This is a genomic window from Streptomyces sp. NPDC002851, assembly GCF_053591935.1.
The window spans coordinates 19,663-41,034 of the sequence record NZ_JBSFUT010000031.1 but is presented as its reverse complement, the minus strand read 5'-3'; the positions used below and the strand labels follow the sequence as shown (position 1 = coordinate 41,034).

The 21,372-nt window shown below is 69.6% G+C and carries 21 protein-coding genes and 1 pseudogene; 10 read left to right on the top strand and 12 right to left on the bottom strand.

Annotated elements, in window-relative coordinates; translation table 11 throughout:
- Positions 1-64: 64 nt before the first annotated feature.
- The 4 genes from ACWD10_RS27755 to ACWD10_RS27740 form a co-directional block, all read right to left on the bottom strand.
- Complete coding sequence (locus ACWD10_RS27755) at positions 65-736, bottom strand: class I SAM-dependent DNA methyltransferase (RefSeq protein WP_451095784.1); 672 nt, start codon at positions 734-736, stop codon at positions 65-67.
- A 346-nt stretch (positions 737-1,082) separates the two neighbouring features.
- Complete coding sequence (gene fomD / locus ACWD10_RS27750; protein WP_451095678.1) at positions 1,083-1,769, bottom strand: cytidylyl-2-hydroxypropylphosphonate hydrolase; 687 nt, start codon at positions 1,767-1,769, stop codon at positions 1,083-1,085.
- 57 nt (positions 1,770-1,826) lie between these two features.
- Positions 1,827-3,236, bottom strand: coding sequence for a class II fumarate hydratase (locus ACWD10_RS27745; RefSeq protein ID WP_451095676.1), 1,410 nt, complete (start codon positions 3,234-3,236; stop codon positions 1,827-1,829).
- 154 nt (positions 3,237-3,390) lie between these two features.
- Positions 3,391-3,612: a hypothetical protein gene (locus ACWD10_RS27740; protein WP_451095674.1), complete on the bottom strand. Its 222-nt coding sequence runs from the start codon at positions 3,610-3,612 to the stop codon at positions 3,391-3,393.
- A gap of 256 nt (positions 3,613-3,868) precedes the next feature.
- Between ACWD10_RS27740 and ACWD10_RS27735 the strand changes: the two genes are divergently transcribed.
- A complete protein-coding gene (locus ACWD10_RS27735; protein ID WP_451095672.1) occupies positions 3,869-4,516 on the top strand; it encodes a hypothetical protein in 648 nt (215 codons plus the stop codon).
- Between the two features lie 686 nt (positions 4,517-5,202).
- Here ACWD10_RS27735 and ACWD10_RS27730 read toward each other — a convergent pair.
- A pseudogene (locus ACWD10_RS27730) lies at positions 5,203-5,526 on the bottom strand (lyase family protein); the annotation flags it as partial.
- Between the two features lie 230 nt (positions 5,527-5,756).
- Between ACWD10_RS27730 and ACWD10_RS27725 the strand changes: the two are divergent.
- Positions 5,757-6,254, top strand: coding sequence for a hypothetical protein (locus ACWD10_RS27725; RefSeq protein ID WP_451095670.1), 498 nt, complete (start codon positions 5,757-5,759; stop codon positions 6,252-6,254).
- A 50-nt stretch (positions 6,255-6,304) separates the two neighbouring features.
- On the opposite strand, the gene ACWD10_RS27720 is transcribed toward ACWD10_RS27725, so the two are convergent.
- Positions 6,305-7,984, bottom strand: a complete 1,680-nt coding sequence (locus ACWD10_RS27720) for a fumarate hydratase (RefSeq protein WP_451095668.1) — start codon at positions 7,982-7,984, stop codon at positions 6,305-6,307.
- Between the two features lie 156 nt (positions 7,985-8,140).
- Between ACWD10_RS27720 and ACWD10_RS27715 the strand changes: the two genes are divergently transcribed.
- Together ACWD10_RS27715 and ACWD10_RS27710 are read left to right on the top strand one after the other, a co-directional pair.
- Positions 8,141-8,860, top strand: coding sequence for a DUF1707 SHOCT-like domain-containing protein (locus ACWD10_RS27715; RefSeq protein WP_451095666.1), 720 nt, complete (start codon positions 8,141-8,143; stop codon positions 8,858-8,860).
- A 125-nt stretch (positions 8,861-8,985) separates the two neighbouring features.
- Positions 8,986-9,357 (top strand): WhiB family transcriptional regulator, encoded by a 372-nt coding sequence (locus ACWD10_RS27710; protein ID WP_451095664.1) that lies wholly within the window; start codon positions 8,986-8,988, stop codon positions 9,355-9,357.
- A gap of 103 nt (positions 9,358-9,460) precedes the next feature.
- On the opposite strand, the gene glpX is transcribed toward ACWD10_RS27710, so the two are convergent.
- Positions 9,461-10,498: a class II fructose-bisphosphatase gene (glpX, locus tag ACWD10_RS27705; RefSeq protein ID WP_451095662.1), complete on the bottom strand. Its 1,038-nt coding sequence runs from the start codon at positions 10,496-10,498 to the stop codon at positions 9,461-9,463.
- A 178-nt stretch (positions 10,499-10,676) separates the two neighbouring features.
- Here glpX and ACWD10_RS27700 point away from each other — a divergent pair, with 178 nt between their 5' ends.
- Positions 10,677-11,195, top strand: coding sequence for a DUF4245 domain-containing protein (locus ACWD10_RS27700; RefSeq protein ID WP_451095660.1), 519 nt, complete (start codon positions 10,677-10,679; stop codon positions 11,193-11,195).
- 107 nt (positions 11,196-11,302) lie between these two features.
- Here ACWD10_RS27700 and ACWD10_RS27695 read toward each other — a convergent pair whose 3' ends face one another.
- The 4 genes from ACWD10_RS27695 to ACWD10_RS27680 form a co-directional block, all read right to left on the bottom strand.
- Entirely contained in the window at positions 11,303-11,893 is a 591-nt protein-coding gene (locus ACWD10_RS27695) for a malonic semialdehyde reductase (RefSeq protein WP_451095658.1), read from the bottom strand.
- Positions 11,894-12,054: 161 nt separating this feature from the next.
- Positions 12,055-12,318, bottom strand: coding sequence for an exodeoxyribonuclease VII small subunit (locus ACWD10_RS27690; RefSeq protein WP_451095782.1), 264 nt, complete (start codon positions 12,316-12,318; stop codon positions 12,055-12,057).
- Positions 12,319-12,347: 29 nt separating this feature from the next.
- The gene (xseA, locus tag ACWD10_RS27685; RefSeq protein WP_451095656.1) at positions 12,348-13,568 is read right to left on the bottom strand and encodes an exodeoxyribonuclease VII large subunit; all 1,221 of its coding nucleotides are present in this window, start codon (positions 13,566-13,568) and stop codon (positions 12,348-12,350) included.
- A 132-nt stretch (positions 13,569-13,700) separates the two neighbouring features.
- Positions 13,701-15,068, bottom strand: coding sequence for an APC family permease (locus ACWD10_RS27680; protein WP_451095654.1), 1,368 nt, complete (start codon positions 15,066-15,068; stop codon positions 13,701-13,703).
- Between the two features lie 134 nt (positions 15,069-15,202).
- Here ACWD10_RS27680 and ACWD10_RS27675 point away from each other — a divergent pair, with 134 nt between their 5' ends.
- Both ACWD10_RS27675 and ppgK read left to right on the top strand, forming a co-directional pair.
- Positions 15,203-16,228 carry a 4-hydroxy-3-methylbut-2-enyl diphosphate reductase gene (locus ACWD10_RS27675; RefSeq protein ID WP_451095652.1) on the top strand — a complete coding sequence of 342 codons (1,026 nt, stop codon included), beginning with the start codon at positions 15,203-15,205 and terminating at the stop codon, positions 16,226-16,228.
- 109 nt (positions 16,229-16,337) lie between these two features.
- Positions 16,338-17,090 carry a polyphosphate--glucose phosphotransferase gene (gene ppgK, locus ACWD10_RS27670; RefSeq protein WP_451095650.1) on the top strand — a complete coding sequence of 251 codons (753 nt, stop codon included), beginning with the start codon at positions 16,338-16,340 and terminating at the stop codon, positions 17,088-17,090.
- Between the two features lie 106 nt (positions 17,091-17,196).
- On the opposite strand, the gene ACWD10_RS27665 is transcribed toward ppgK, so the two are convergent.
- The gene (locus ACWD10_RS27665; RefSeq protein ID WP_451095648.1) at positions 17,197-17,916 is read right to left on the bottom strand and encodes a DUF6542 domain-containing protein; all 720 of its coding nucleotides are present in this window, start codon (positions 17,914-17,916) and stop codon (positions 17,197-17,199) included.
- Between the two features lie 298 nt (positions 17,917-18,214).
- Between ACWD10_RS27665 and ychF the strand changes: the two genes are divergently transcribed.
- The 3 genes from ychF to ACWD10_RS27650 all read left to right on the top strand — a co-directional run bounded on the left by ychF (position 18,215) and on the right by ACWD10_RS27650 (position 21,244).
- Positions 18,215-19,303, top strand: coding sequence for a redox-regulated ATPase YchF (gene ychF / locus ACWD10_RS27660; protein ID WP_451095646.1), 1,089 nt, complete (start codon positions 18,215-18,217; stop codon positions 19,301-19,303).
- Between the two features lie 238 nt (positions 19,304-19,541).
- Complete coding sequence (locus ACWD10_RS27655; protein ID WP_451095644.1) at positions 19,542-19,856, top strand: hypothetical protein; 315 nt, start codon at positions 19,542-19,544, stop codon at positions 19,854-19,856.
- Positions 19,856-21,244: a putative T7SS-secreted protein gene (locus ACWD10_RS27650; RefSeq protein ID WP_451095642.1), complete on the top strand. Its 1,389-nt coding sequence runs from the start codon at positions 19,856-19,858 to the stop codon at positions 21,242-21,244. Before ACWD10_RS27655 ends, ACWD10_RS27650 begins: the two co-directional genes overlap by 1 nt.
- Positions 21,245-21,372 lie beyond the last annotated feature (128 nt).

Sequence of the window (21,372 nt, the reverse complement as noted above, 5' to 3'; positions counted from 1 at the left end):
GCTGCGCGCCGGGCGCGCCGTGAAGTCCGGTGGTGCAGCCGTGAAGACCGGTGATGCATCTGGCTCAGCCGCGCCGACAGTTGAGGAACAGTTGGTGCTCGGGTGGTACGTCGGGGCTCGCGGGCGCGTACGCGTACGCGTCCTCCCCTACGACCTCCAGACCCGCGGCGCTCACGACCTGGCGCAATTCGTCTCGCAGGTAACCGGATACCCGGATTGTGTGGCCCAGGAACGGAATTGGTGCGCCGTCCAAGTCGGCCTCGACCATCGACAGCGAGAGCAGGCCACCGGGCCGAAGCAGCGAGCGCAGCGTCCGCAGCGCCCCCGGGATCTCCGTACGCTCCAGCATGAGCAGCGTGAAGTAGCAGGCCACGCCGTCGAATTGACCGGTGCCGCCGGGCCCGTCGGGGCGCAGCTCGACCAGGTCGCCCTGCCGGAACTCGCCCTCGGGCACGTGCTTCCGGGCCAGTTCCACCATGGTCCCGGAGAGGTCGACGCCGACGACCGAGTGCCCGGCGTCCGCGAGCCGCCGCGCGGTGGGCATCCCGGTACCGCAGCCCACGTCGAGCACCCGGGAGCCCGGCGCGAGGGACTCGGCCAGCCAGTCGACCGCCGCGAGCTGCCCCTCCTTGTGCGGAAAGGCGTCGTCGTACCGCGCACCGATGGCGTCGAAGGCGGCAGCCTGCCCGGAACGGTCAACCGGACCGCCTTGATTGGCCGGATCTGATCGTTCCACGGTCGTGTCCGCGGTCGTGTCCGCGGCCGTGTCTGTGTCCGCGTTCGCGGCCGTGGCCGCGCGTTCCGGCGTGGGCGTGGCGCCGCGGTCGCCCGCCGCGTGCCCGTCGTTCTCTTCGCTCACGTCCCTGCCGCCCCTCGGTGACGTCCGGTCAGGCGCCGGAATCGCCTGGTCAGTTGCGTTTCCGCGCCGCCGCTCGGCGGCGCTCCCGGCCCCCTGGCCCCGGCCGGGTCCTTCGGCCCCGGTCCGGTGCTCCGGTCCGGTGCTCCGGTCCTGGTCCGTCCGCGCCTTTGCGCCCTTGCGGACGACGATCCTACGTTTGGACCATGGGGGCGCAGCAAGGGTCTCATGGGGACACACGCGCGGGCGTACGATCCCAGTCCACCGGAAGCTCCGGCACAGGCCAGGCCGGGTCGGGCCGCCAGTGCTGCCAGCCGTCCGCGAACGGCGGCCCCCACGCCTCGATCCGCTCGATCGCCGCCCGCCCCGCGGAGCGCACCTCTGCCGCCTGTGCGGGGCGCATCAGACCGACCCGCTGTGCCTCGGCGAACTCGTCCTCGTCCAGCCACTGCCAACTGCCGTCCGGGTGCACGGAGATGTCCAGAAAGTGGTCCTCCGAGTCGACGCCGCCCTGCCAACGCGCTTGCGGCGCCTCGAGGTTGACGTACCAGTTCTTGAACCGCCAGCCGGGCTCCCAGAACAGCCAGACCGACCACGGTTCGGCGGGCCGGGCGAGCTTGAGGATGCCGGTGCCGAACCAGCGGTCCCGTCGCACGGCGCGGGGTTTGGTGTAGCGGGTGGCGAGCGGCTCGCGGCGTACGGGGGTGCCGTCGGCGAGCACGGGTTTGACGCACTCGGTGCCGGGGGCCATCCAGACGGCGAGCAGCTCGGCGGTGTCCTGAACGACGGTCACGGGGCGGCAGATGTGGAACTGGCTCCCGGCGTTCTCCCGGTACCGCCACAGGATCTGACTGCCGGGTGCCCAGCGTCCGGCCCCCCTGCGCCCACTCCGTGAGGTTGTCGTATCCGTCATGACCTGATCTTAGTGGCCGACTTTCTCCCCGGCCCCGCCCCTTCCCGGGAAGTGCCCCTACGGCCGCGTCATCCGCAACACATCCAGCGCCGCGTCCAGTTGCTCCCTCGTCAGCAGCCCCCGCTCCACATACCCCCCATCGAGTACGACCTCCCGAATGGTCCGCCGCTCCGCGAGCGCCCGCTTGGCGACCTTCGCCGCCTCCTCGTACCCGATGTACTTGTTCAGCGGCGTGACCACGGACGGTGACGACTCCGCGTACTCCCGCGCCCGATCCGCGTTCGCCGTGATCCCGTCCACGGTCCGGTCCGCGAGCAGCCGGGACGAGGTCGCGAGCAGCCGCACCGACTCCAGCACGTTCTTGGCCATCACCGGAAGCATGACGTTGAGTTCGAAGTTCCCGGCCGCACCCGCCGCCGCCACCGTCGCGTCGTTGCCGGTCACCTGTGCCGCCACCATGAGGACCGCCTCCGGGATCACCGGGTTCACCTTGCCGGGCATGATGGACGAACCCGGCTGTAGATCCGGCAGGTTGATCTCGGCGAGGCCGGTGCGCGGACCGGAGGCCATCCAGCGCAGGTCGTTGGCGATTTTCGTCAGGCCGACCGCGATGACCCGCAGTTGCCCACTCGTCTCCACGAGCCCGTCGCGCGCGCCCTGCGCCTCGAAGTGGTCGCGCGCCTCGGTCAGCGGAAGCCCGGTCGCGCGGGCGACCTCGCTGATGACGGCGGCCGAGAAGCCGGGCGGCGTATTGATCCCGGTGCCCACCGCCGTGCCGCCGAGCGGGAGTTCGGCGAGCCGGGGCAGCGAGGCCCGCAGCCGCTCCACGCCGTACCGCACCTGCGCCGCGTACCCGCCGAACTCCTGGCCGAGCGTGACCGGCGTCGCGTCCATCAGATGCGTCCGCCCCGATTTCACGACCTCCGCGAACTCCCCCGCCTTCCGCTCCAGGGCGGTCGCCAGGTGTTCCAGGGCCGGGATGAGGTCATGGGTCACGGCCGCGGTCGCCGCGATGTGGATCGACGACGGGAAGACGTCGTTCGACGACTGGGAGGCGTTCACATGGTCGTTGGGGTGCACGTCCCGGCCCAGGCGCTCGCTCGCGAGCGTGGCGAGCACCTCGTTGGTGTTCATGTTGGAGGACGTGCCCGACCCCGTCTGGAAGACGTCGACCGGGAAGTGCTCGTCCCAGCGCCCCTCGGCGACCTCAGCCGCCGCCGCCTCGATCGCCTCCGCGATGTCCTTGTCCACGACGCCGAGTTCGGCGTTCACCTTGGCCGCGGCCGCCTTGATCCGGGCCAGCGCCTCGATGTGGGCGCGCTCGATGCGCTGCCCGGAGATCGGGAAGTTCTCGATGGCGCGCTGGGTCTGGGCCCGCCACTTGGCGTCCGCGGGGACCCGCACCTCGCCCATGGAGTCGTGCTCGATCCGGTAGTCGTACCCGTCCTTCTGGCGCTCGGCGTCCATTGTCGCCACCTCCTGTGATCCACAGCGTCTGTACGGATCACAGTTGTTCCCAAACCGGGGAGGCGCGAGTAGGCCGAGCGGCGTGGTCACCCGGTCGAGGGCTGCCACGCGGTGACGACGATCTCACGGAGGCCCGCCGTGCACCCGGAACCGCTCATGCAACGGAGTTCGCGGCCAACTGGTGGCCGACTGCCACGGCCAAAATTCCGACGGTGGTAGTCAGCCGTGTCCATCGGGTGATGTCTCGGCGTGAGAGGTCAAAGGTCAGCCAGGCACAGCCCATGCCCACGGCGAGCGCGATGAGCCACACCCCCATGCCCGCGCCGTCCTTGAGGGACGCCACGAGCGTGTACAGGCAGAACAGTGCGAGCGCCATGGCGAACACGCTGTGCATCCAGAGCCCTATCGCTCTCCCGGTACGTGGTTTCGGCTGCTGCCCCTGGAAGTGTGCCCGCAGTTCCGCGGGCTGCGGCGGCATGGGTGACGGGTTCCTGTCATAGGGGCCACTGTCGTATCGATCGCCGTGATGAGTTGCCATGGCAGGAGATCGTAGTCTCCCGGGTTCCCCACCCCAGCTGCTCTGAGCTCGTGGTCCCCAACTGCCGCCCACAACCGCTGGTTAGGCTTTGCCCATGTTCCCACCCAGCACACCCGCACCGTCCCCGAACGCCACCGTCATAAAGACCGGCCGTGGAAGCGCGCTCAAGGCTGTTCCCTGTGCGGTCATCGCCATCGCCATCGGAATCGTCGGCATATTCGGTGCCGTAGTGGTCGCCACCGGGAATCAGAAGGGCGAGTCCAGCGTCAGCGGATACGCCGGCGTCCTCTTCATGATCGTCATCGGTGTCTTCGGCGTCTGCGTCCTGATCCCCGTCTGGAGTGACCGCAAGACCCGGGTGCTCGTCGACCAGACCGGACTGTGGCTGCAGAAGGGGCAGCTCCAGAACGTCATCCCCTGGCACACCCTCGCCGGAGTCGGGCTGTACTGGAGTAACTTCGGCAAGGGCACCAAGATCTATTCGCTTGAGCTCTGCCCCTCTGGCCCCATCGACCGCGACGACCCGACTCTGTGGGCCCTGGTCCGTGACGAGGATCCGATCCACCCACACCTGCCCCGCCTGCGCTACCGGCTCCCCCTCACCGCCGCTAACCAGCGCTCGGTGGTCGCGGCCGTCTACCAGTATGTCCCGAACCTCTGGCTCGGCGAGTCCCAGCGCCCGGAAGGCCACATCGGCCGGCCCGACGTCAAGGGGCACAAGCAGCGCACCCGGAGCCGCTGAGGGCTCGCAGAGACGCAAAGAGCCGCAGGTTGGCCACTGGCACACTCCGGTCGGCGACCGGCACCAACCGAACCGGACCCGTGATGCGCCGCTCAACAATGCTCATGCCATAAGTAGCGTCGTCCCGCCTCGGCGGGATGGCTGACTCATTTCGGTGTGAACTCGTACTGCAACTCATAGAGATGCCCGGCTTTGGCCATGACGGTGGCCTCGATGGGGCGCTCGTCGTCGCTGTACACGACGCGCAAAGTGCGGAGTACGGGAAGGCTGCTGGAGAGTCGGAGGGCCTGGTACTGCTCCTGCGCGGGGACGCGGGGACCCGATCCACACTGAAGCGGGGCTGGTATCCCAGCTCGGCCAGGAGGGCGGGGGTACCACCCTTGATCCTGCGGCGTTCCATCATGGCCGTGCCGCGGGCGATGTCCAGCGGGTATTAGGACTTCACCAGTTCCACCGGCTCGTCATCGATCGTGAGCACCTGGCAGCGGAGCAGAGCCCTGTCGCCCTCGGGGAGCCGCAGTGCCGCAGCAGCGTCGGGCGGTATGGCTTCCCGTACCTCCAGTAGCTTGCTGCGTGCGTGAGCGCCGGAGTTTCGTGGCCTCGGTGAGCCAGCGGTAGGGCTCCCCTGAGCGCGCCGGAGCCATGTAGGCGGCTGGCCGCATGGTCCGCTGCCGGTGTTCGCGGACGGTGACAGCGGCACCGGTCTGGAAGACGTCGACCGGGAAGTGCTCGTCCCAGCGCCCCTCGGCGACCTCCGCGGCCGCCGCCTCGATCGCCTCCGCGATGTCCTTGTCCACGACGCCGAGTTCGGCGTTCACCTTGGCCGCGGCCGCCTTGATCCGGGCCAGCGCCTCGATGTGGGCGCGCTCGATGCGCTGCCCGGAGATCGGGAAGTTCTCGATGGCGCGCTGGGTCTGGGCCCGCCACTTGGCGTCCGCGGGGACCCGCACCTCGCCCATGGAGTCGTGCTCGATCCGGTACTGGCCCTTCCGGCCTTCGTCGTTCGTCATCATGATCGCCTCCGTACAGGGGAGCACCGGGCCGCGGCCCGCTATTCCGGTTCGGACTTACGGCGATCATCCTCACGGAACGCGAGCGCCGGGCGCGCGAGTGCCGCGCCGCGCCCGTGTTTGTCCGTCCCGCTCCATCCCGGCCTCGGCCGGACGGGCGGAGGCGCGGTGACCGTCGGACAATGAGGGGTGGGCCCAGGGGCGAATCACCACCCCACGGGAGGCAGCAGATGTCACGCAGCTTCAAGAGGATCGGTGTGCTCGGCGCCTGTCTGACCGCGGCCGTCGCCTTCGGCGTCCCGGCCTCCGCCACCACCGCCCAAACCGAACCCCTCGATTTCACCCTCTACGTCAAGGAGGTTCCGGCCGACGAAGGCGAGCAGGAGGAGGGCCAGGCACCCCGGGTCGGGGACACCTTCGCCATCGCCGAAGACGTCTATCGCACCAAGGGTGGCGACAGGGTCGGCCGGGGCGGCGTGACCTGCACCGTCGTGCGCGCCGGGAACCCGAGCGACATGCACTGCGTGGGCACGTACGCGCTCACCGGGGAACCCGGCGGACAGATCACCGGCCAGACGCTGCTCTCGGTCAAACTGACGGAGGAGGAGCAGGAGCCGTTCGACATCGCCATCACCGGCGGAACCGGCGACTTCAAGGACGCGCGCGGCTCCATCCGCTCGACCCCTGACGGGGACTATGACCGCCTGGAGTTCAGCGGCACCCGCTGACCACCGGAACGGGGGCCCCTGCCCGGGCCCCCGTGACCGGCTTGTCCGGGTCAGCCCAGACCAGGGCCGCGCACCGGGATGTGGGTGAACGTCGGCTCCGGGGCCGGGTTCTGGAAGAAGTCGTTCCCCTTGTCGTCGACCACGATGAACGCCGGGAAGTCCTCGACCTCGATCTTCCAGACCGCCTCCATGCCGAGCTCCTCGTACTCGAGCACCTCGACCTTCTTGATGCAGTCCTGCGCGAGCCGCGCCGCGGGCCCGCCGATCGACCCGAGGTAGAACCCGCCGTGCGCGGCGCACGCGTCGGTGACCTGCTTCGACCGGTTGCCCTTGGCCAGCATGACCTTGGAGCCGCCCGCGGCCTGGAACTGCTCCACGTACGAATCCATCCGCCCGGCCGTCGTCGGGCCGAAGGAGCCGGAGGCGTACCCCTCGGGCGTCTTCGCGGGTCCGGCGTAGTAGACCGGGTGGTCCTTGAGGTACTGCGGCATCTCCTCGCCCGCGTCGAGCCGCTCCTTGATCTTGGCGTGCGCGATGTCGCGGGCCACGACGAGCGTGCCGGTGAGCGAGAGCCGGGTCTTGACCGGGTGCTTGGTCAGCTCGGCCAGGATCTCGTCCATGGGACGGCCGAGGTCGATCTTGACGGCGTCCAGGTCCGGGCCCGCGCCCTGGGTGAGCTGCTCGTCGGTGGTCTCCGGCAGGTACTTCGCCGGGTCGGTCTCCAGCTGCTCCAGGAAGACGCCCTCGGCGGTGATCTTCGCTACGGCCTGCCGGTCGGCCGAGCAGGACACGGCGATCGCGACCGGGCAGGACGCACCGTGCCGCGGCAGCCGCACCACGCGCACGTCGTGGCAGAAGTACTTGCCGCCGAACTGCGCACCGATGCCGATCTTCTGGGTCAGCTCGAAGACCTTCTCCTCCAGCTCCTTGTCGCGGAAGCCGTGGCCGAGCTCGGAGCCCTCGGCCGGGATCTCGTCCAGGTAGTGCGCGGAGGCGTACTTCGCGGTCTTCAGGGCGTACTCGGCCGACGTACCGCCGACGACGATCGCGAGGTGGTACGGCGGGCAGGCTGCCGTACCCAGGGAGCGGATCTTCTCCTCCAGGAACCGCATCATGGACGTCTCGTTCAGGACGGCCTTGGTCTCCTGGTAGAGGAAGGACTTGTTGGCCGAGCCGCCGCCCTTGGCCATGAAGAGGAACTTGTAGGCGCCGCCGTCGGTCGCGTACAGCTCGATCTGGGCCGGCAGGTTGGAGCCGGTGTTCTTCTCGTCCCACATGGTCAGCGGGGCCATCTGCGAGTAGCGCAGATTGAGCTTGGTGTACGCGTCGTAGATGCCGCGCGACAGGGCCTCGCCGTCCTCACCTTCGGTGAGGACGTTCTGGCCGCGCTTGCCCATGACGATGGCGGTGCCGGTGTCCTGGCACATGGGGAGCACGCCCGCGGACGCGATGTTCGCGTTCTTCAGGAGGTCGAGCGCCACGAACTTGTCGTTCGCGGACGCCTCCGGGTCGTCGATGATCCGGCGCAGCTGGGCCAGGTGGGCCGGGCGCAGATAGTGCTGGATGTCGTGGATGGCGGCCTCGGCGAGCTGGCGCAGCGCCTCCGGCTCGACCTTGAGGAACGTGCGCCCGTCCGCCTCGAAGGTGGAGACGCCTTCGGAGGTCACCAGGCGGTACGGCGTGGTGTCCTCTCCCGTGGGAAGCAGATCGGTGTACGCAAACTCCGGCATGACGCCCATTCCTCACTCGGCAGACAGCGGCCGGCCGCCCTTGGCCGGCGCCCTTAAGGGTAGGACCCGGAGCCGACCCTGAACTTGTGAGGTAAGGCTCAGTAGGACCTCACATCCTCTAGTCGCGATCTATCGCGTTTGGGTACGGTGGCCGTCGTGGATCTGGAGAAGCACCCCGAGACCCCCGAGGCTCCGGCGGCCCCCGCCGAAGCCCCGGCACCGTCCGCCCTGCGCGCCTCGGACGCCGACCGCGACCGCACCGCCGACATCCTGCGCGAGGCCCTGGCCGAGGGCCGGCTCACCGCGGAGGAGCACGCCGAGCGGGTCGAGGGCGTGTACGCCGCGAAGACCGTCCCCGAACTGGAGCCGTACGTACGGGACTTGCCCGGTGGCGCGGGCCCGCGCCCGGCCGCCGAGCCCGCGCCCGACCCGGCGCTCGGCCCGACGCCCGGCACCGTGCCCGCCGAACCGGACGACAAGCTGGTCGCCGTCTTCAGCAGCTCCACGCGCAAGGGCCGCTGGCGCGTGGGCCGCAGGACCCATGCGTACGCCGTCTTCGGCAGCGTCGAAATCGACCTCACCGAGGGGCTGTTCGAGTACCGGGAGGTCGTCATCAAGGCGGTCTCGGTCTTCGGCAACGTCGAGATCAAGGCCCCGGAGAACATCTCGCTGCGCGGCAGCGGCACCGGCGTCTTCGGCAACTTCGAGGTCGACACCCTCTCCTCGCCCGACCCGGCCGCCCCGGTGGTGTACGTCGACGGCTTCTCGGTGTTCGGGAACATCGAGGCAAGACCCAAGCGCGGCAAGCTGATTGAGGATCTGCATCAATACGTCGGCCGGTATGTGGGCAGGCATCTGCGCAAGCACCTCGACTGACGCGGCTTGACCGGGAAGCGGCGGGGGAACTTCCGTGCACCGGAACTCAGTGCATAGGGCCGCGTACAGCGGGTAGGCCTTGCTGCGTCGTCTCTCGCTCGCGAAGCCGTCGTCAGGAGTTGACCGTGCTGCATGTTCCGCATCAGTCCCTGCAGGTCGCCGCAGTTCCGACAGGCGGGGTGCCGACGCGAGATCAGGAGGTGCCGTGGCACTCGGAGGCGGTCTGCCGCCGAGACGAGGCCGGCCTCTTCTTCGCCCCCTCCAAGGAGCCGACCGCCGCCCGCCTCGCCCGTGAGGAGGCCGCGAAGCGGGTCTGCGCCCGCTGCCCCGTGATGGTCGAGTGCCGCGAGCACGCTCTGCTCCAGCCCGAGCCGTACGGCGTGTGGGGCGGCCTCACCGCCGCCGAGCGCCGCGTCGTCCTGGCCCGCCGTCGGCGGCGCGACCTGGAGCTGCAGAAGACGGCCCGGTCGGCGGACCGCATCGCGCCCGCCGTCTGACGGCGCCTTCGTACGCGATTCCTCTCCGTACGCGGTTGGGGCGCCCTTCACACAAGAGGGCGCCCCAACCGCGTATCGGAAGGGGCCGGTTGGAGCGAAGAGGCTACTTGGCGCGGTCGAAGTCGATCGCGCTGTAGGCGCGGAGCTTCTCCAGCTTGTGGGTGGAGTCGATCTGCCGGATCGTGCCGGACTTGGACCGCATCACCAGGGACTGGGTGGTCGCGGTCTCGGCGCGGTAGCGGACCCCGCGCAGGAGCTCGCCGTCGGTGATGCCGGTGGCGACGAAGAAGACGTTCTCGCCGGAGACCAGGTCGTTGGTGTAGAGCACGCGGTCGAGGTCGTGCCCGGCGTCGAGGGCGCGCTGCTTCTCGGCGTCGTCCTTGGGCCAGAGCTTGCCCTGGATGGTGCCGCCCAGGCACTTGATCGCGCAGGCGGAGATGATGCCCTCGGGGGTGCCGCCGACGCCCATCAGGAGGTCGACGCCGGTGCCCTCGCGCACGGCCATGATCGAACCGGCCACGTCGCCGTCGGAGATGAACCGGATCCGGGCGCCGGTCTCGCGGATCTCCTTGACGATGCCCTCGTGCCGGGGCCGGTCCAGGATGACGACGGTGACGTCCTCGGGCGCGGAGCGCTTGGCCTTGGCGACCCGGCGGATGTTCACCGAGACCGGGGCGTTGATGTCCACGTAGTCCGCGGCCTCGGGGCCGGTGACCAGCTTGTCCATGTAGAAGACGGCGGACGGGTCGAACATGGTGCCGCGGTCCGCGGCGGCGAGCACGGCGATCGCGTTCGGCATGCCCTTGGAGCACAGCGTGGTGCCGTCGATCGGGTCCACGGCGATGTCGACCTCGGCGCCGGTGCCGTCACCGATGCGCTCGCCGTTGAAGAGCATCGGGGCCTCGTCCTTCTCGCCCTCCCCGATGACGACCACGCCGTTCATCGAGACGGTCGAGACCAGGGTCCGCATGGCCCGTACCGCCGCGCCGTCGGCGCCGATCTTGTCGCCCCGCCCCACCCAGCGGCCGGCGGCCATCGCGGCGGCCTCGGTGACCCGGACGAGCTCCAGGGCGAGGTTGCGGTCGGGAGCCTCGGGCGAGACCTCGAGCGCGGACGGGAGGTGATGCTGCTGCTCGGTCATCGGAGCGCACCTTTCTGATACGACCATGAGGCCGCGCCCGTAGAGCGTCCGTGAGGGCGATGACGGGCGACGGGTGAGCGGCCGGTGAGGGTATGGGCACGACTCTATCTGTAGGTCGACAAAATGAGCAGCGGGCCCAACGCATGAGCGCATCACCACACCTGCGACCATGGGGGACGTGGCAGGTATGAAAGGCACGAAGACGGTCCGGGACATGCTCCTCTCGCTGGCGGTGGTCGGCGTCATGGTGGCGGTCATCTACGTCTTCATCCCGCATGACGAGACCCCGCAGCCCCTGAAGCGCGTGGACTACAAGGTCGAGCTGGCGACGGCCCAGCGCGCCGCCGCGTACCCGGTGCTCGCCCCCGAGGGTCTGTCCAAGGACTGGAAGGCGACCTCGGTGCGGTTCAACGCCACCGACGGCGACCACTGGCACCTGGGCTTCCACGCTCCGGACGGGAAGTACGTCGCCGTGGAGCAGTCCACCGAGAGGGCCCCCGTCTTCGTCGACCAGGTCACCCAGCAGGCCAAGGACACTGGCGACGTGGAGCGGATCGGCGGCGAGGAGTGGAAGCGCTACCGGGGCGAGCGGTACGACGCCCTCGTCCGCACGGAGAAGGGCGCGACGACGGTCATCACCGGGTCGGGCTCGAGCGCCCAGCTCAAGCAGATGGCGGCGGCCCTGAAGGCGTCCTGACGTCCTCGGCACGGTGTGCGTTCCGGCATGACGAAGCCCCCGGCGAGCGGCCGGGGGCTTCGTGGTGTCCGAGAGGTACGACTCAGACGGTGTCCGAGAGGTACGGCTCAGACGGTCGTGATGACCTCGTCGTACGCGAGGCGCGGCGAGCGCGGGAACCAGGCGTCCGGGCCCGGCTTGCCGATGTTCACGACCATCAGCGGGGTGTGGTCGGCGTCCAGGAACTCCTTCTGCACACCGGCGAAGTCGAGGCCGGTCATCGGGCCCGCGGCCAGACCGGCGGCGCGGACGCCGATGATGAAGTAGGCGGCCTGCAGCGCGCCGTTCACCGTGGCGGCCTGCTCGCGCACCGGGCGCTCGGAGAAGAAGGCGTCCTTGGCGGCCGGGAAGTGCGGGAACAGCCTCGGCAGCTCCTCGTGGAACTCGTTGTCCACGGAGAGGATCGCCACCAGCGGCGCGGCGGCCGTCTTCGGCTGGTTGCCCTCGGCCATGTGCCGCACGAGGCGCTCGCGGGCCTCGGGGGAGCGGACCAGGGTGATGCGCAGCGGCGACTGGTTGAAGGCGGTGGGCCCGTACTTGACCAGGTCGTAGATGGCCTGGACCTGCTCCTCGGTGACCGGCTCGTCGGTGAACGTGTTGGCGGTGCGGGCCTCGCGGAAGAGGAGGTCCTGGGCGGCGGCGTCGAGTGCGAGGGACATACGGGGCAACCTTTTCGGTGCGGTGTTCCACATGATCCGGGGGGATCTGGCTTACGGAACCCGACACTACGCCGAACATGTTTAACCTTCAACCAAAAGTGGGGGTGAAGTGATCGGCTTCACAGTCGGCCTCACGGCCGCATACGTGGCGTGAGGCCCCGCTACTCCTCGTCCTTGCCCTCGTCCTCGCCCTCCCCGGCTGCTTCCTCCTCGGCCAGCGCCGCGTCCAGGCGGGCGCGGGCGCCGTCCAGCCAGCGGCGGCACACCTTGGCCAGCTGCTCGCCGCGCTCCCACAGGGCGAGCGACTCCTCGAGGGACGTGCCACCCGCCTCCAGTCGGCGTACGACGTCGACCAGCTCGTCCCGGGCCTGCTCGTACCCGAGGGTGTCGTCGGCGGCCGCGGTCCCGGCGTCCGTATTGCTCATCTGCTCCACCTTGTTGATCGGTTCCGTCCTCACTGCTCGGCTCCCTCGGCCACCCGGACCGTGAACTCGCCCTCGGCGACCCGGGCCCGCAGCTCCTCGGCCGCGGTCACGTCACCCGGCGTGCGCACCACATGCCCGTCGGACTTCTGGAGTACGGCGTATCCGCGCTGAAGCGTCGCCGCCGGGGACAGGGCCACCACGCGCGCGTGCGTATGCGCCAACTCCGAGTCGGCGCGGTCCAGAAGGTGGCCGACGGTGCGTCGGCCCCGCTGAAGCAACGCCGTGACCTGCTCCTCGCGCTCGTCGATCATCCGGTGCGGATGGGCCATGGAGGGGCGCGACATGGCGACCTCCAAGCCGTGCTCCTCCCGGTCGAGCCGTGCGGTCACCGCCCGCCGGGCCCGCTCGCGAAGGAGCCGCACCCGGTCGTACTCCTCTCCGACGTCCGGGACGACCTTCTTGGCGGCGTCCGTGGGCGTGGAGGCGCGCAGATCGGCGACCAGGTCGAGCAGGGGCGCGTCCGGTTCGTGCCCGATCGCGGAGACGACCGGCGTACGACAGGACGCGACCGCCCGTACCAACTGCTCGTCCGAGAACGGAAGGAGATCCTCCACGCTGCCGCCGCCCCGGGCCACGATGATCACGTCCACGGCGTCCAGCTCGTCGAGCTCCTTGACCGCCTGCACCACCTGGGGCACCGCGTGCACGCCCTGCACCGGGACGTTGCGCACCTCGAAGCGGACGGCGGGCCAGCGGTGCCGCGCGTTCTCCAGGACGTCCCGCTCCGCCGCCGAGGCGCGGCCGCAGACCAGGCCGATGAGCTGGGGCAGGAACGGAAGCGGCCGCTTCCGCTCGGCCGCGAACAGGCCCTCCTTGGCGAGCGACTTCTTCAACTGCTCGAGACGGGCGAGCAGTTCGCCGACGCCCACCGGCCTTATCTCGGCGGCACGCAGCGAGAGCTGCCCGCGCGGCGCATACCACTCCGGCTTCGCGTGCACCACGACCCGGGCGCCCTCGGACACGACGTCGGCCACCGCGTCGAAGACCTGCCGGTAGCAGGTGACGCTCACCGAGATGTCGTGCGACGGGTCACGCAGCGTCAGAAAGACGACCCCGGCACCCGGCCGCCGGTTCAGCTGCGTGATCTGCCCCTCGACCCACACGGCACCGAGCCGGTTGATCCATCCCCCGATGAGCCGCGAGACCTCACCGACGGGCAACGGAGCGTCCGCGGACGTGTTGAGAGCCATGCGTGGAGCGTAATCGCTGCCGCTGACAAGGCTTCCCGATGCTTCTGGATAACGTCTCCGTGCCGTCGGCTCGGTTGCCGCTTCTGGGGGCTGCGCCCCAGACCCCCTTCATCGCGCTGAACGCGCTCGTCCTCAAACGCCGGACGGGCTTTTTAGACGCTGCACCACAAACACCCCTAGCCCCACCACCAGCCACACCGCCCCCACGATCTGCGCGGAGTGCGATGCCTCCACGATCACGGCGATCGTCACCACGGCCCCGAGCGCCGGCACAAGCAGATGCCGCCACCAGCTGACCGGCCCGCCCCGGCGGCGTACCACGAACCAGCCCACCACCGACGCGTGCAGGAGCGTGAACGCCGTGAGCGCCCCGATGTCGACCACCGACACCAGGTGGTCCATGCCGTCGTCCCGGTCCGCCGCCCACACCGCCGCCACCAGCGTGATCACCGCGGCGATGCCCAGGGCCACCCGCGGCACCCCGGAGTACGTGCGCGCGAGCAGCCCCGGAAGCCGCCGTTCCCGGGCCATCGCGAAGAGCAGCCGCCCGGCTGCCGCCTGCCCGGCGAGCGCGGCGAACGCGGCGCCGATCGCCTTGCTGACCGCCACCGTGTCGTGCAGCCAGGTGCCGACCGACGTATCCACCGCGACGTAGAACGCCGCGCCCTGCTTGCCCGGTTCGGCCGCGAGCTCGGCCGACGACACCGGTTCGAGCAGCGCGGCGAGGTACGTCTGCACCACAAAGAGGAAGCCCGCGAGCGCCAGGCAGAACAGCACCGCCCGCGCCACCTTCGCCGAGCCGCCGGTGACCTCCTCCGCGAACGACGCGATCGCGTCGAACCCGAGATACGAGAGCACCGCGACCGACACCGCGCCCATCACCGCGGTGATCGCGAAGCCCTGCGAACCGTCCCCGGTCAGCGGCGACAGCCAGCCCCGCTGCGCCCCGTCCCGGATCAGCACCACTACCGCGGCGACGACGAAGACGACAAGCACCGCGATCTCCATCGCGAGCACCGCGAATCCGACCCGCGCGGCCGCCCGTACGCCCCACAGATTGAGGCCGGTCGTGATCACCACGGCGAGCGCGGTCCACACCCACTGAGAGACCGCCGGTACGAGCTCGTGCATGGCGATTCCGGCGAAGAGATACGCCACGGCCGGGATCAGTACGTAGTCGAGCATCGCCATCCACCCGGCGATGAACCCGGGCCCTTCGCCGAGCCCCTTGCGCGCGTACGTGAACACGGAACCGGCCTGCGGCGCGACCTGCACCATTTGGGCGTAGCTGAACGCGGTGAATGCCATCGCGATGGTCGCCACCACATAGACGAGCGCGACGGCGCCGTGCGACTTGGCGTCGAGGGTGCCGAACACTCCGACGGGTGCCATCGGCGCGATGAAAAGCAGCCCGTAGACCACCAGGTCCCGGAACCCCAGAGTCCGGCGGAGTTTCCCGTCTCCGTCCTCGCCCTGGCCACCGCCACCGTCACCGGCCATCGCACGCCTCCAAGCCCGGCCGCACCGCCCGCATCACCCCGCATCACCCCCGTATCCACCGAGGCCGCACGCGGCATCGGCCTCCCCAGTCTCCCCAAGGCGTCGATCTTTGACGCGCTGAGGGCGGCCTTACGATGGGGGGCATGACTGCAACGCCTGCCGCGCCCGCCGCACGCCGCGTCCTGCTCGCCGCCCCTCGCGGCTACTGCGCGGGCGTGGACCGCGCCGTGATCGCCGTCGAGAAGGCCCTGGAGCAGTACGGGGCGCCGATCTACGTACGCCACGAAATCGTGCACAACAAATACGTCGTGCAGACCCTCGAGAAGAAGGGCGCCATCTTCGTAGAAGAGACCGCCGAGGTCCCCGAGGGCTCCATCGTGATGTTCTCCGCCCACGGAGTGGCCCCGGTCGTGCACGAGGAGGCCGCCGACCGGAAGCTCGCCACCATCGACGCCACCTGCCCGCTGGTCACGAAGGTGCACAAGGAAGCCGTCCGCTTCGCGCAGGACGACTACGACATCCTGCTGATCGGCCACGAGGGCCACGAGGAGGTCATCGGCACCTCCGGCGAGGCCCCCGAGCACATCACCCTGGTCGACGGCCCCGAGGACGTCGCCAATGTCGAGGTCCGCGACCCGGACAAGGTCGTCTGGCTCTCCCAGACCACGCTCTCCGTGGACGAGACGATGGAGACCGTCGACGCCCTGCAGAACAAGTTCCCGAACCTGCTCTCGCCGCCCAGCGACGACATCTGCTACGCCACGCAGAACCGCCAGCTCGCGGTGAAGCAGATGGGCGCCGAGTCGGACCTGGTGATCGTGGTCGGCTCGCGGAACTCCTCCAACTCCAAGCGCCTGGTCGAGGTCGCCAAGCTCGCCGGTGCGAAGGACGCCCACCTGGTGGACTTCGCCGACGAGACCGACGAGTCCTGGCTCGAGGGCGTCTCGACGGTCGGCGTGACCTCCGGCGCCTCGGTCCCGGACGTGCTCGTCGAGGAGGTCCTGGCGTGGCTGGCCGAGCGCGGCTACGCGGACGTCGAGACCATCACCGCCGCCGAGGAGTCGATCACCTTCTCGCTCCCCAAGGAGCTCCGCCGCGACCTGCGTGCCGAGGCCGAGGCCCTGATCGAGAAGCGCGGCGGCTCGCTCGCCGAGAAGTGAAACGGCGGCTCGCCGAGGAGTGAACGTCGAGCGGACACTGCCGACCAGCGGCCGCCGAGAAGTGACGTCCGGGAAGTGACTGTCAGTCCCGCGTCGTAACGTGGGGTTCATGCAGATCTTCGGCGTGGACATCGGCGGGTCCGGCATCAAGGGCGCCCCGGTCGACCTCGACCGCGGCGGCCTGGCCGAGACCCGGCACAAGGTCCTGACCCCGCACCCGGCCACGCCGGACGGCGTGGCCGACGGCGTGAAGGAGGTCGTCGGCCACTTCGGTTGGTCGGGCCCGGTCGGCATCACGTTCCCCGGCGTCGTCACGGGCGGCAGTACGGTCCGTACGGCGGCGAACGTCGACAAGAGCTGGATAGACGTCGACGCCCGCACCCTGCTCGGCGCGCGCCTCGGCGGCCAGCCGGTGACGGTGCTCAACGACGCGGACGCCGCGGGCGTCGCCGAGATGCACTTCGGCGCGGGCCGCGGCCGCAAGGGCACGGTCATCCTGCTGACCCTCGGCACCGGCATCGGCAGCGCCGTCTTCACGGACGGCCACCTGGTGCCCAACACCGAGCTCGGCCACCTGGAGCTGCACGGTCACGACGCGGAGACCCGCGCCTCCACCAAGGCCAGGGACGACGAGCAGCTGAGCTGGGAGCGCTGGTCGCGCCGGGTACAGAAGTACCTCGCCCACGTGGAGATGCTGTTCTCGCCGGAGCTGTTCATCATCGGCGGCGGCGTGAGCCGCAAGGCCCACAAGTTCCTGCCCCTGATCGAGGACATCAAGGCAGAGATCGTCCCGGCGGAACTCCTCAACAACGCGGGCATCGTGGGCGCGGCGATGGCCGCGTCACAACCGACCGAACACTGAGAACCACCCGCACAACCGAGAACCACCCGCACAACCGGCCGAACACCGAGAACCGTCCGCCTCAGACGCCTCAGACGCCTCAGACGCCTCAGACGCCTCAGACGCCTCAGACCCGCCCACCCGTGTTAGTGGAGGAACCCGCGGGCTTCGCGGAGGAACCCGTGGACCGCTGAGGACTCCGCGGCCCGACAGGCCGCCGCTGGGCTTCGTTCGGCCGCCCCGCAGCTGCTCCCCTCGTCCCCGCCCTCCTCCCCGCCGTCCCCGCGGCCCGCCCCGCGCGAGCCGCCCGGGCCGCCCGCTTGCGGGCCATCAGCCGCACCTTTCGTACGATCACGATCACCCCGGCGATGAGCGTGCCGCCGTACAACCAACCGGCCTGGAGCGCGAGTTCCGTCACCACGCCCATCAGCTGCCCGGCGAACCCCTCCGAGCCGGGGGAGATCGGCGGCAGCCCCACCGCGAAGGCGATCGGTACCGCGATCGGCGCGGTGATCAGCTCCTTGGGCCGCACCCAGAGCGCCGTCAGCGCGCTCACCGGCAGGAAGAGCACCCCGTACACCACCCCGGAGCCGTCGAAGAGCAGCCGCACGAGACAGGCGAAGAGCAGCATCAGGGCGGCGCAGAAGAGCCCGCTGCCGAGCCCGGTGAGCCGTGGGTTGGGCATCGAACACACCGCGTGCACGCCCCGCCGCACGCCGGCCACCACCCGGTGCAGCACGCGAAGGACCCGGACCAGCGGGGTCGCGGGACCGGTCGGCCGGGGCGCGGCCCGGTAGACGGTGCCAGGGCTGGACCCGGCGCCGGGCCGGGAGGCCTGCGGTGGCAAAGGCGCAGGTCGTTGCGTAGGGTCATGCTTCGGTCGCGCCGTGTAGTGCTCCACCGGTCCAAACTAGGCAGGCCGGGGCCGCCGCGGGCGCCTTGGACACGCGCTTTGGTGGAGCTTGGCCGTGCGTTCGATACGTCGCCCCGGCGTGCGCACCACAGCCCGTAGACTGGGGGATCGGCCCGATCGGCGTACCACCGGACCAACTGGACCACCCAGGACCACCCAGGACCACCGGGACCCGGCCGAGCCACCGCCCCCACCCACCACCACCAGTCAGTCGTACGGGAAGTCGGTAAGCGTGTCGCTCACGATCGGAATCGTCGGTCTGCCCAATGTCGGCAAGTCGACCCTGTTCAACGCCCTGACCAAGAACGACGTTCTCGCGGCCAACTACCCGTTCGCCACGATCGAGCCGAACGTCGGCGTGGTCGGCGTCCCCGACGCCCGCCTGGACAAGCTGGCGGAGATCTTCGGCTCGCAGCGCATCCTGCCCGCCACGGTCGACTTCGTGGACATCGCGGGCATCGTGCGCGGCGCGAGCGAGGGCGAGGGCCTGGGCAACAAGTTCCTGGCGAACATCCGCGAGTCCGACGCGATCTGCCAGGTCATCCGCGCCTTCCAGGACGAGAACGTCGTACACGTCGACGGCAAGGTCTCGCCCAAGGGCGACATCGAGACGATCAACACCGAGCTGATCCTCGCCGACCTCCAGACCATCGAGAAGGTCCTGCCGCGCCTCCAGAAGGAGTCGCGCATCAAGAAGGACATCGGCCCGAAGGTGAAGGCGGTCGAGGAGGCGCAGGCCATCCTGGAGGAGGGCAAGACCCTCTTCTCGGCAGGCATCGTCAACGGCGGCGAAAACGAGGAGCTCCTCCACGACCTCCACCTCCTGACGACCAAGCCCTTCCTCTACGTCTTCAACGTCGACGAGGACGAGCTGACCGACGAGGCCTTCAAGGAGGAGCAGCGCGCCCTGGTCGCCCCGGCCGAGGCGATCTTCCTGAACGCCAAGCTGGAGGCGGACCTGGCGGAGCTCGACGAGGAGGACGCCCTCGAACTCCTCCAGTCCGTCGGCGCCGACGAGCCGGGCCTGGCCACCCTCGCCCGAGTCGGCTTCGCCACCCTGGGCCTGCAGACCTACCTCACGGCCGGCCCCAAGGAAGCCCGCGCCTGGACCATCAAGAAGGGCGCCACGGCCCCCGAGGCCGCCGGTGTGATCCACACCGACTTCCAAAAGGGCTTCATCAAGGCCGAAATCGTCTCCTTCCACGACCTGACCGAAACCGGCTCGGTAGCCGAGGCCCGAGCCAAGGGCAAGGCGCGCATGGAGGGCAAGGATTATGTGATGCGGGACGGGGACGTGGTGGAGTTCCGGTTCAACGTGTGATGGAGCAACGGAAGGCCCGCTGACCTGTACCGGAGCGGTTAGCGGGCCTTTCCGGGCGCATCCTGCACATCCGCCACCGCGCGCTCGAGCGCTGGCTGCTCCCCGGTGGGCACCACCAGCCGAGCGACACCCGCCTCGTCGACGCGGGCCGTTCACAGGGTCGACCTGATCAGGAATTCGTGCCGTTGCTACGCTCTCGGGGCATTCGCAGCCGAGACGGAAAAGGAAGAGGATCTACGTGGGGGACGTAGAGGCGGACCTGGGGCGCATACGTGAGTGCGCCAGAGCTTTGAACCGTATCCATAGAACCTTCACTCACGACGCGAACCCGGCGCTGTGCTACAGCCAATCGGCGCTGGGTTCGGATCAAATCGTCGATGTCTTCTCGGAGTTCTCCAGTAACTGGGAGATCCACCGCAAGAAGCTCGTCGAGGAGCTGGAAGGGCTCGCCAAGCTGACGAAGGCGGCCGCGAAGGGCTTCGAGAAGATCGACACCGACCTCGCCAACGCGCTCCGTAAAGCGGACAAGGCCCACAAGAAGGGCGAAGGCTGATGGGGCGGCCGGCGGCGCACCGCTGGGACGTCCTGGATGAGCCCTCCGATCCGATTCCCGGGGATCCGTACTCCGTTGCCGAAATCGGCCGGAAGATGCGCGATACCGCCGACAGAATTCAGAAGCAGGCTGCGGAGATCAAGGCCCTGAGGGACGTCGACACCTGGAAGGGCAAGGCGGCGGACAAGTACCGCGAGTTGGCCGAGGGTGCCGAGGACAAGCTCCGCAAGGCGTTTGACCGCTACGACGTGGGAGCCAAGGCGCTCGGGACCTCGGTGCGGGAAGGGGTGTGCTCGAACGAGTACGCCTCCGAGCTCCAGCGTGCTCAGGACATGGCAGACGCGGCCCTGAAGCGCGCCGAGGCAGCGGACGATGAGAAGAAGTCCGCCAAAGCCGCGTTGTCCGGCCAGCCCGACGACACTCCGAAGGACGATCCACAGCGGAAGAGGCAGGATGAACGCGTCGAAGACGCGGACTCCGCGCTGTCCAAGGCGAAGGCCGACCTGACGGAGGCCAAGCGCATCCGGGATGACGCCGCCAAGCGCGCGGCGGACGCGATCCGTGAGGTCATCGACAACGACGGGCTGAAGGACAGCGGCTGGGACAAGTTCACGAACTGGGTCTCGGAGAACGCGGATATCCTCAAGGCGATCAGCAAGTGGGCGGGGCGGATCGCCGCGGTCTTCGGCACGCTGGCAGTTCTGGTCAACTTCATTCCCGTCATCGGCCAGGCCCTGTCCGCCGTCTTCGGTGCGATCGCGCTGGTCGCCGGCATCGTCTCGCTGGCCTCGAACCTGCTGCTGGCCCTGGCCGGGGAAGGCAGTTGGGTGGACGTGGCCCTGGACGTCGTCGGCGTCGCGACCTTCGGCATCGGCCGTGCGGCCATGGCCGGCGCCCGCGGTGCCGCGACGGGAGCGAAGGCACTGGCGCGGACGAAGCTCTTCAAGGACGCGACGGCGAGGGGCATCAAGGCCGCCAAGGCGTGGAAGATCGCGAACAAGGGGTCCGCCGGGTCGCCGGTGGGCAAGCTGCATCGCGCTGCCGTCGACAACCTGCCCGCCAAGCCCCTCAACGGTGCCAATGGACTTCTCGAGGGCCTCAACCCGAAGTCGATCGCCAAGGAGACGTGGGACGCGGGTAAGTCCTTGGTCGGCAAGGCCGAGTTGCCTAATCTCAGCGGTTTGCAGAACTCGCTGAAGAACATCGCCCCGGAGGCCCTCGCCGACCCGAAGGTCGCCGACGCCGTTGCCGACTCCTTCCGGCACTCCAAGATCGCCGACGCCGCCGACATCGCGGGGGCCGGCATCGCCGTGTCGAATACGGACAAGGTGGACGCCTGGGCCGATGTCAAGGATCCGTTTGTTGCCCGCGTAGGAGGGAACCTGTGATCCTGGACCGAAAGACCCCACCTCCGCTCGTAACCACGGGGCCAGTGCTGCGTCCGGTTGCCGTGGGGCCGCCCGCGGTCGATGTCCCCAGGCGGGCGCGACTGAGCTGCGACCGGCAAGGGCTGGTG

What these genes read in the sequence shown, in the direction of transcription:
- fomD (WP_451095678.1), bottom strand. Translation starts at nt 1,769, where the DNA reads ATGACGGATACGACAACCTCACGGAGTGGGCGCAGGGGGGCCGGACGC.
- ACWD10_RS27745 (WP_451095676.1), bottom strand. Translation starts at nt 3,236, where the DNA reads ATGGACGCCGAGCGCCAGAAGGACGGGTACGACTACCGGATCGAGCAC.
- ACWD10_RS27740 (WP_451095674.1), bottom strand. Translation starts at nt 3,612, where the DNA reads ATGGCGCTCGCACTGTTCTGCCTGTACACGCTCGTGGCGTCCCTCAAG.
- ACWD10_RS27735 (WP_451095672.1), top strand. Translation starts at nt 3,869, where the DNA reads ATGTTCCCACCCAGCACACCCGCACCGTCCCCGAACGCCACCGTCATA.
- ACWD10_RS27725 (WP_451095670.1), top strand. Translation starts at nt 5,757, where the DNA reads ATGTCACGCAGCTTCAAGAGGATCGGTGTGCTCGGCGCCTGTCTGACC.
- ACWD10_RS27720 (WP_451095668.1), bottom strand. Translation starts at nt 7,984, where the DNA reads ATGCCGGAGTTTGCGTACACCGATCTGCTTCCCACGGGAGAGGACACC.
- glpX (WP_451095662.1), bottom strand. Translation starts at nt 10,498, where the DNA reads ATGACCGAGCAGCAGCATCACCTCCCGTCCGCGCTCGAGGTCTCGCCC.
- ACWD10_RS27695 (WP_451095658.1), bottom strand. Translation starts at nt 11,893, where the DNA reads ATGTCCCTCGCACTCGACGCCGCCGCCCAGGACCTCCTCTTCCGCGAG.
- ACWD10_RS27690 (WP_451095782.1), bottom strand. Translation starts at nt 12,318, where the DNA reads ATGAGCAATACGGACGCCGGGACCGCGGCCGCCGACGACACCCTCGGG.
- xseA (WP_451095656.1), bottom strand. Translation starts at nt 13,568, where the DNA reads ATGGCTCTCAACACGTCCGCGGACGCTCCGTTGCCCGTCGGTGAGGTC.
- ACWD10_RS27680 (WP_451095654.1), bottom strand. Translation starts at nt 15,068, where the DNA reads ATGGCCGGTGACGGTGGCGGTGGCCAGGGCGAGGACGGAGACGGGAAA.
- ACWD10_RS27675 (WP_451095652.1), top strand. Translation starts at nt 15,203, where the DNA reads ATGGGGGGCATGACTGCAACGCCTGCCGCGCCCGCCGCACGCCGCGTC.
- ppgK (WP_451095650.1), top strand. Translation starts at nt 16,338, where the DNA reads ATGCAGATCTTCGGCGTGGACATCGGCGGGTCCGGCATCAAGGGCGCC.
- ACWD10_RS27650 (WP_451095642.1), top strand. Translation starts at nt 19,856, where the DNA reads ATGGGGCGGCCGGCGGCGCACCGCTGGGACGTCCTGGATGAGCCCTCC.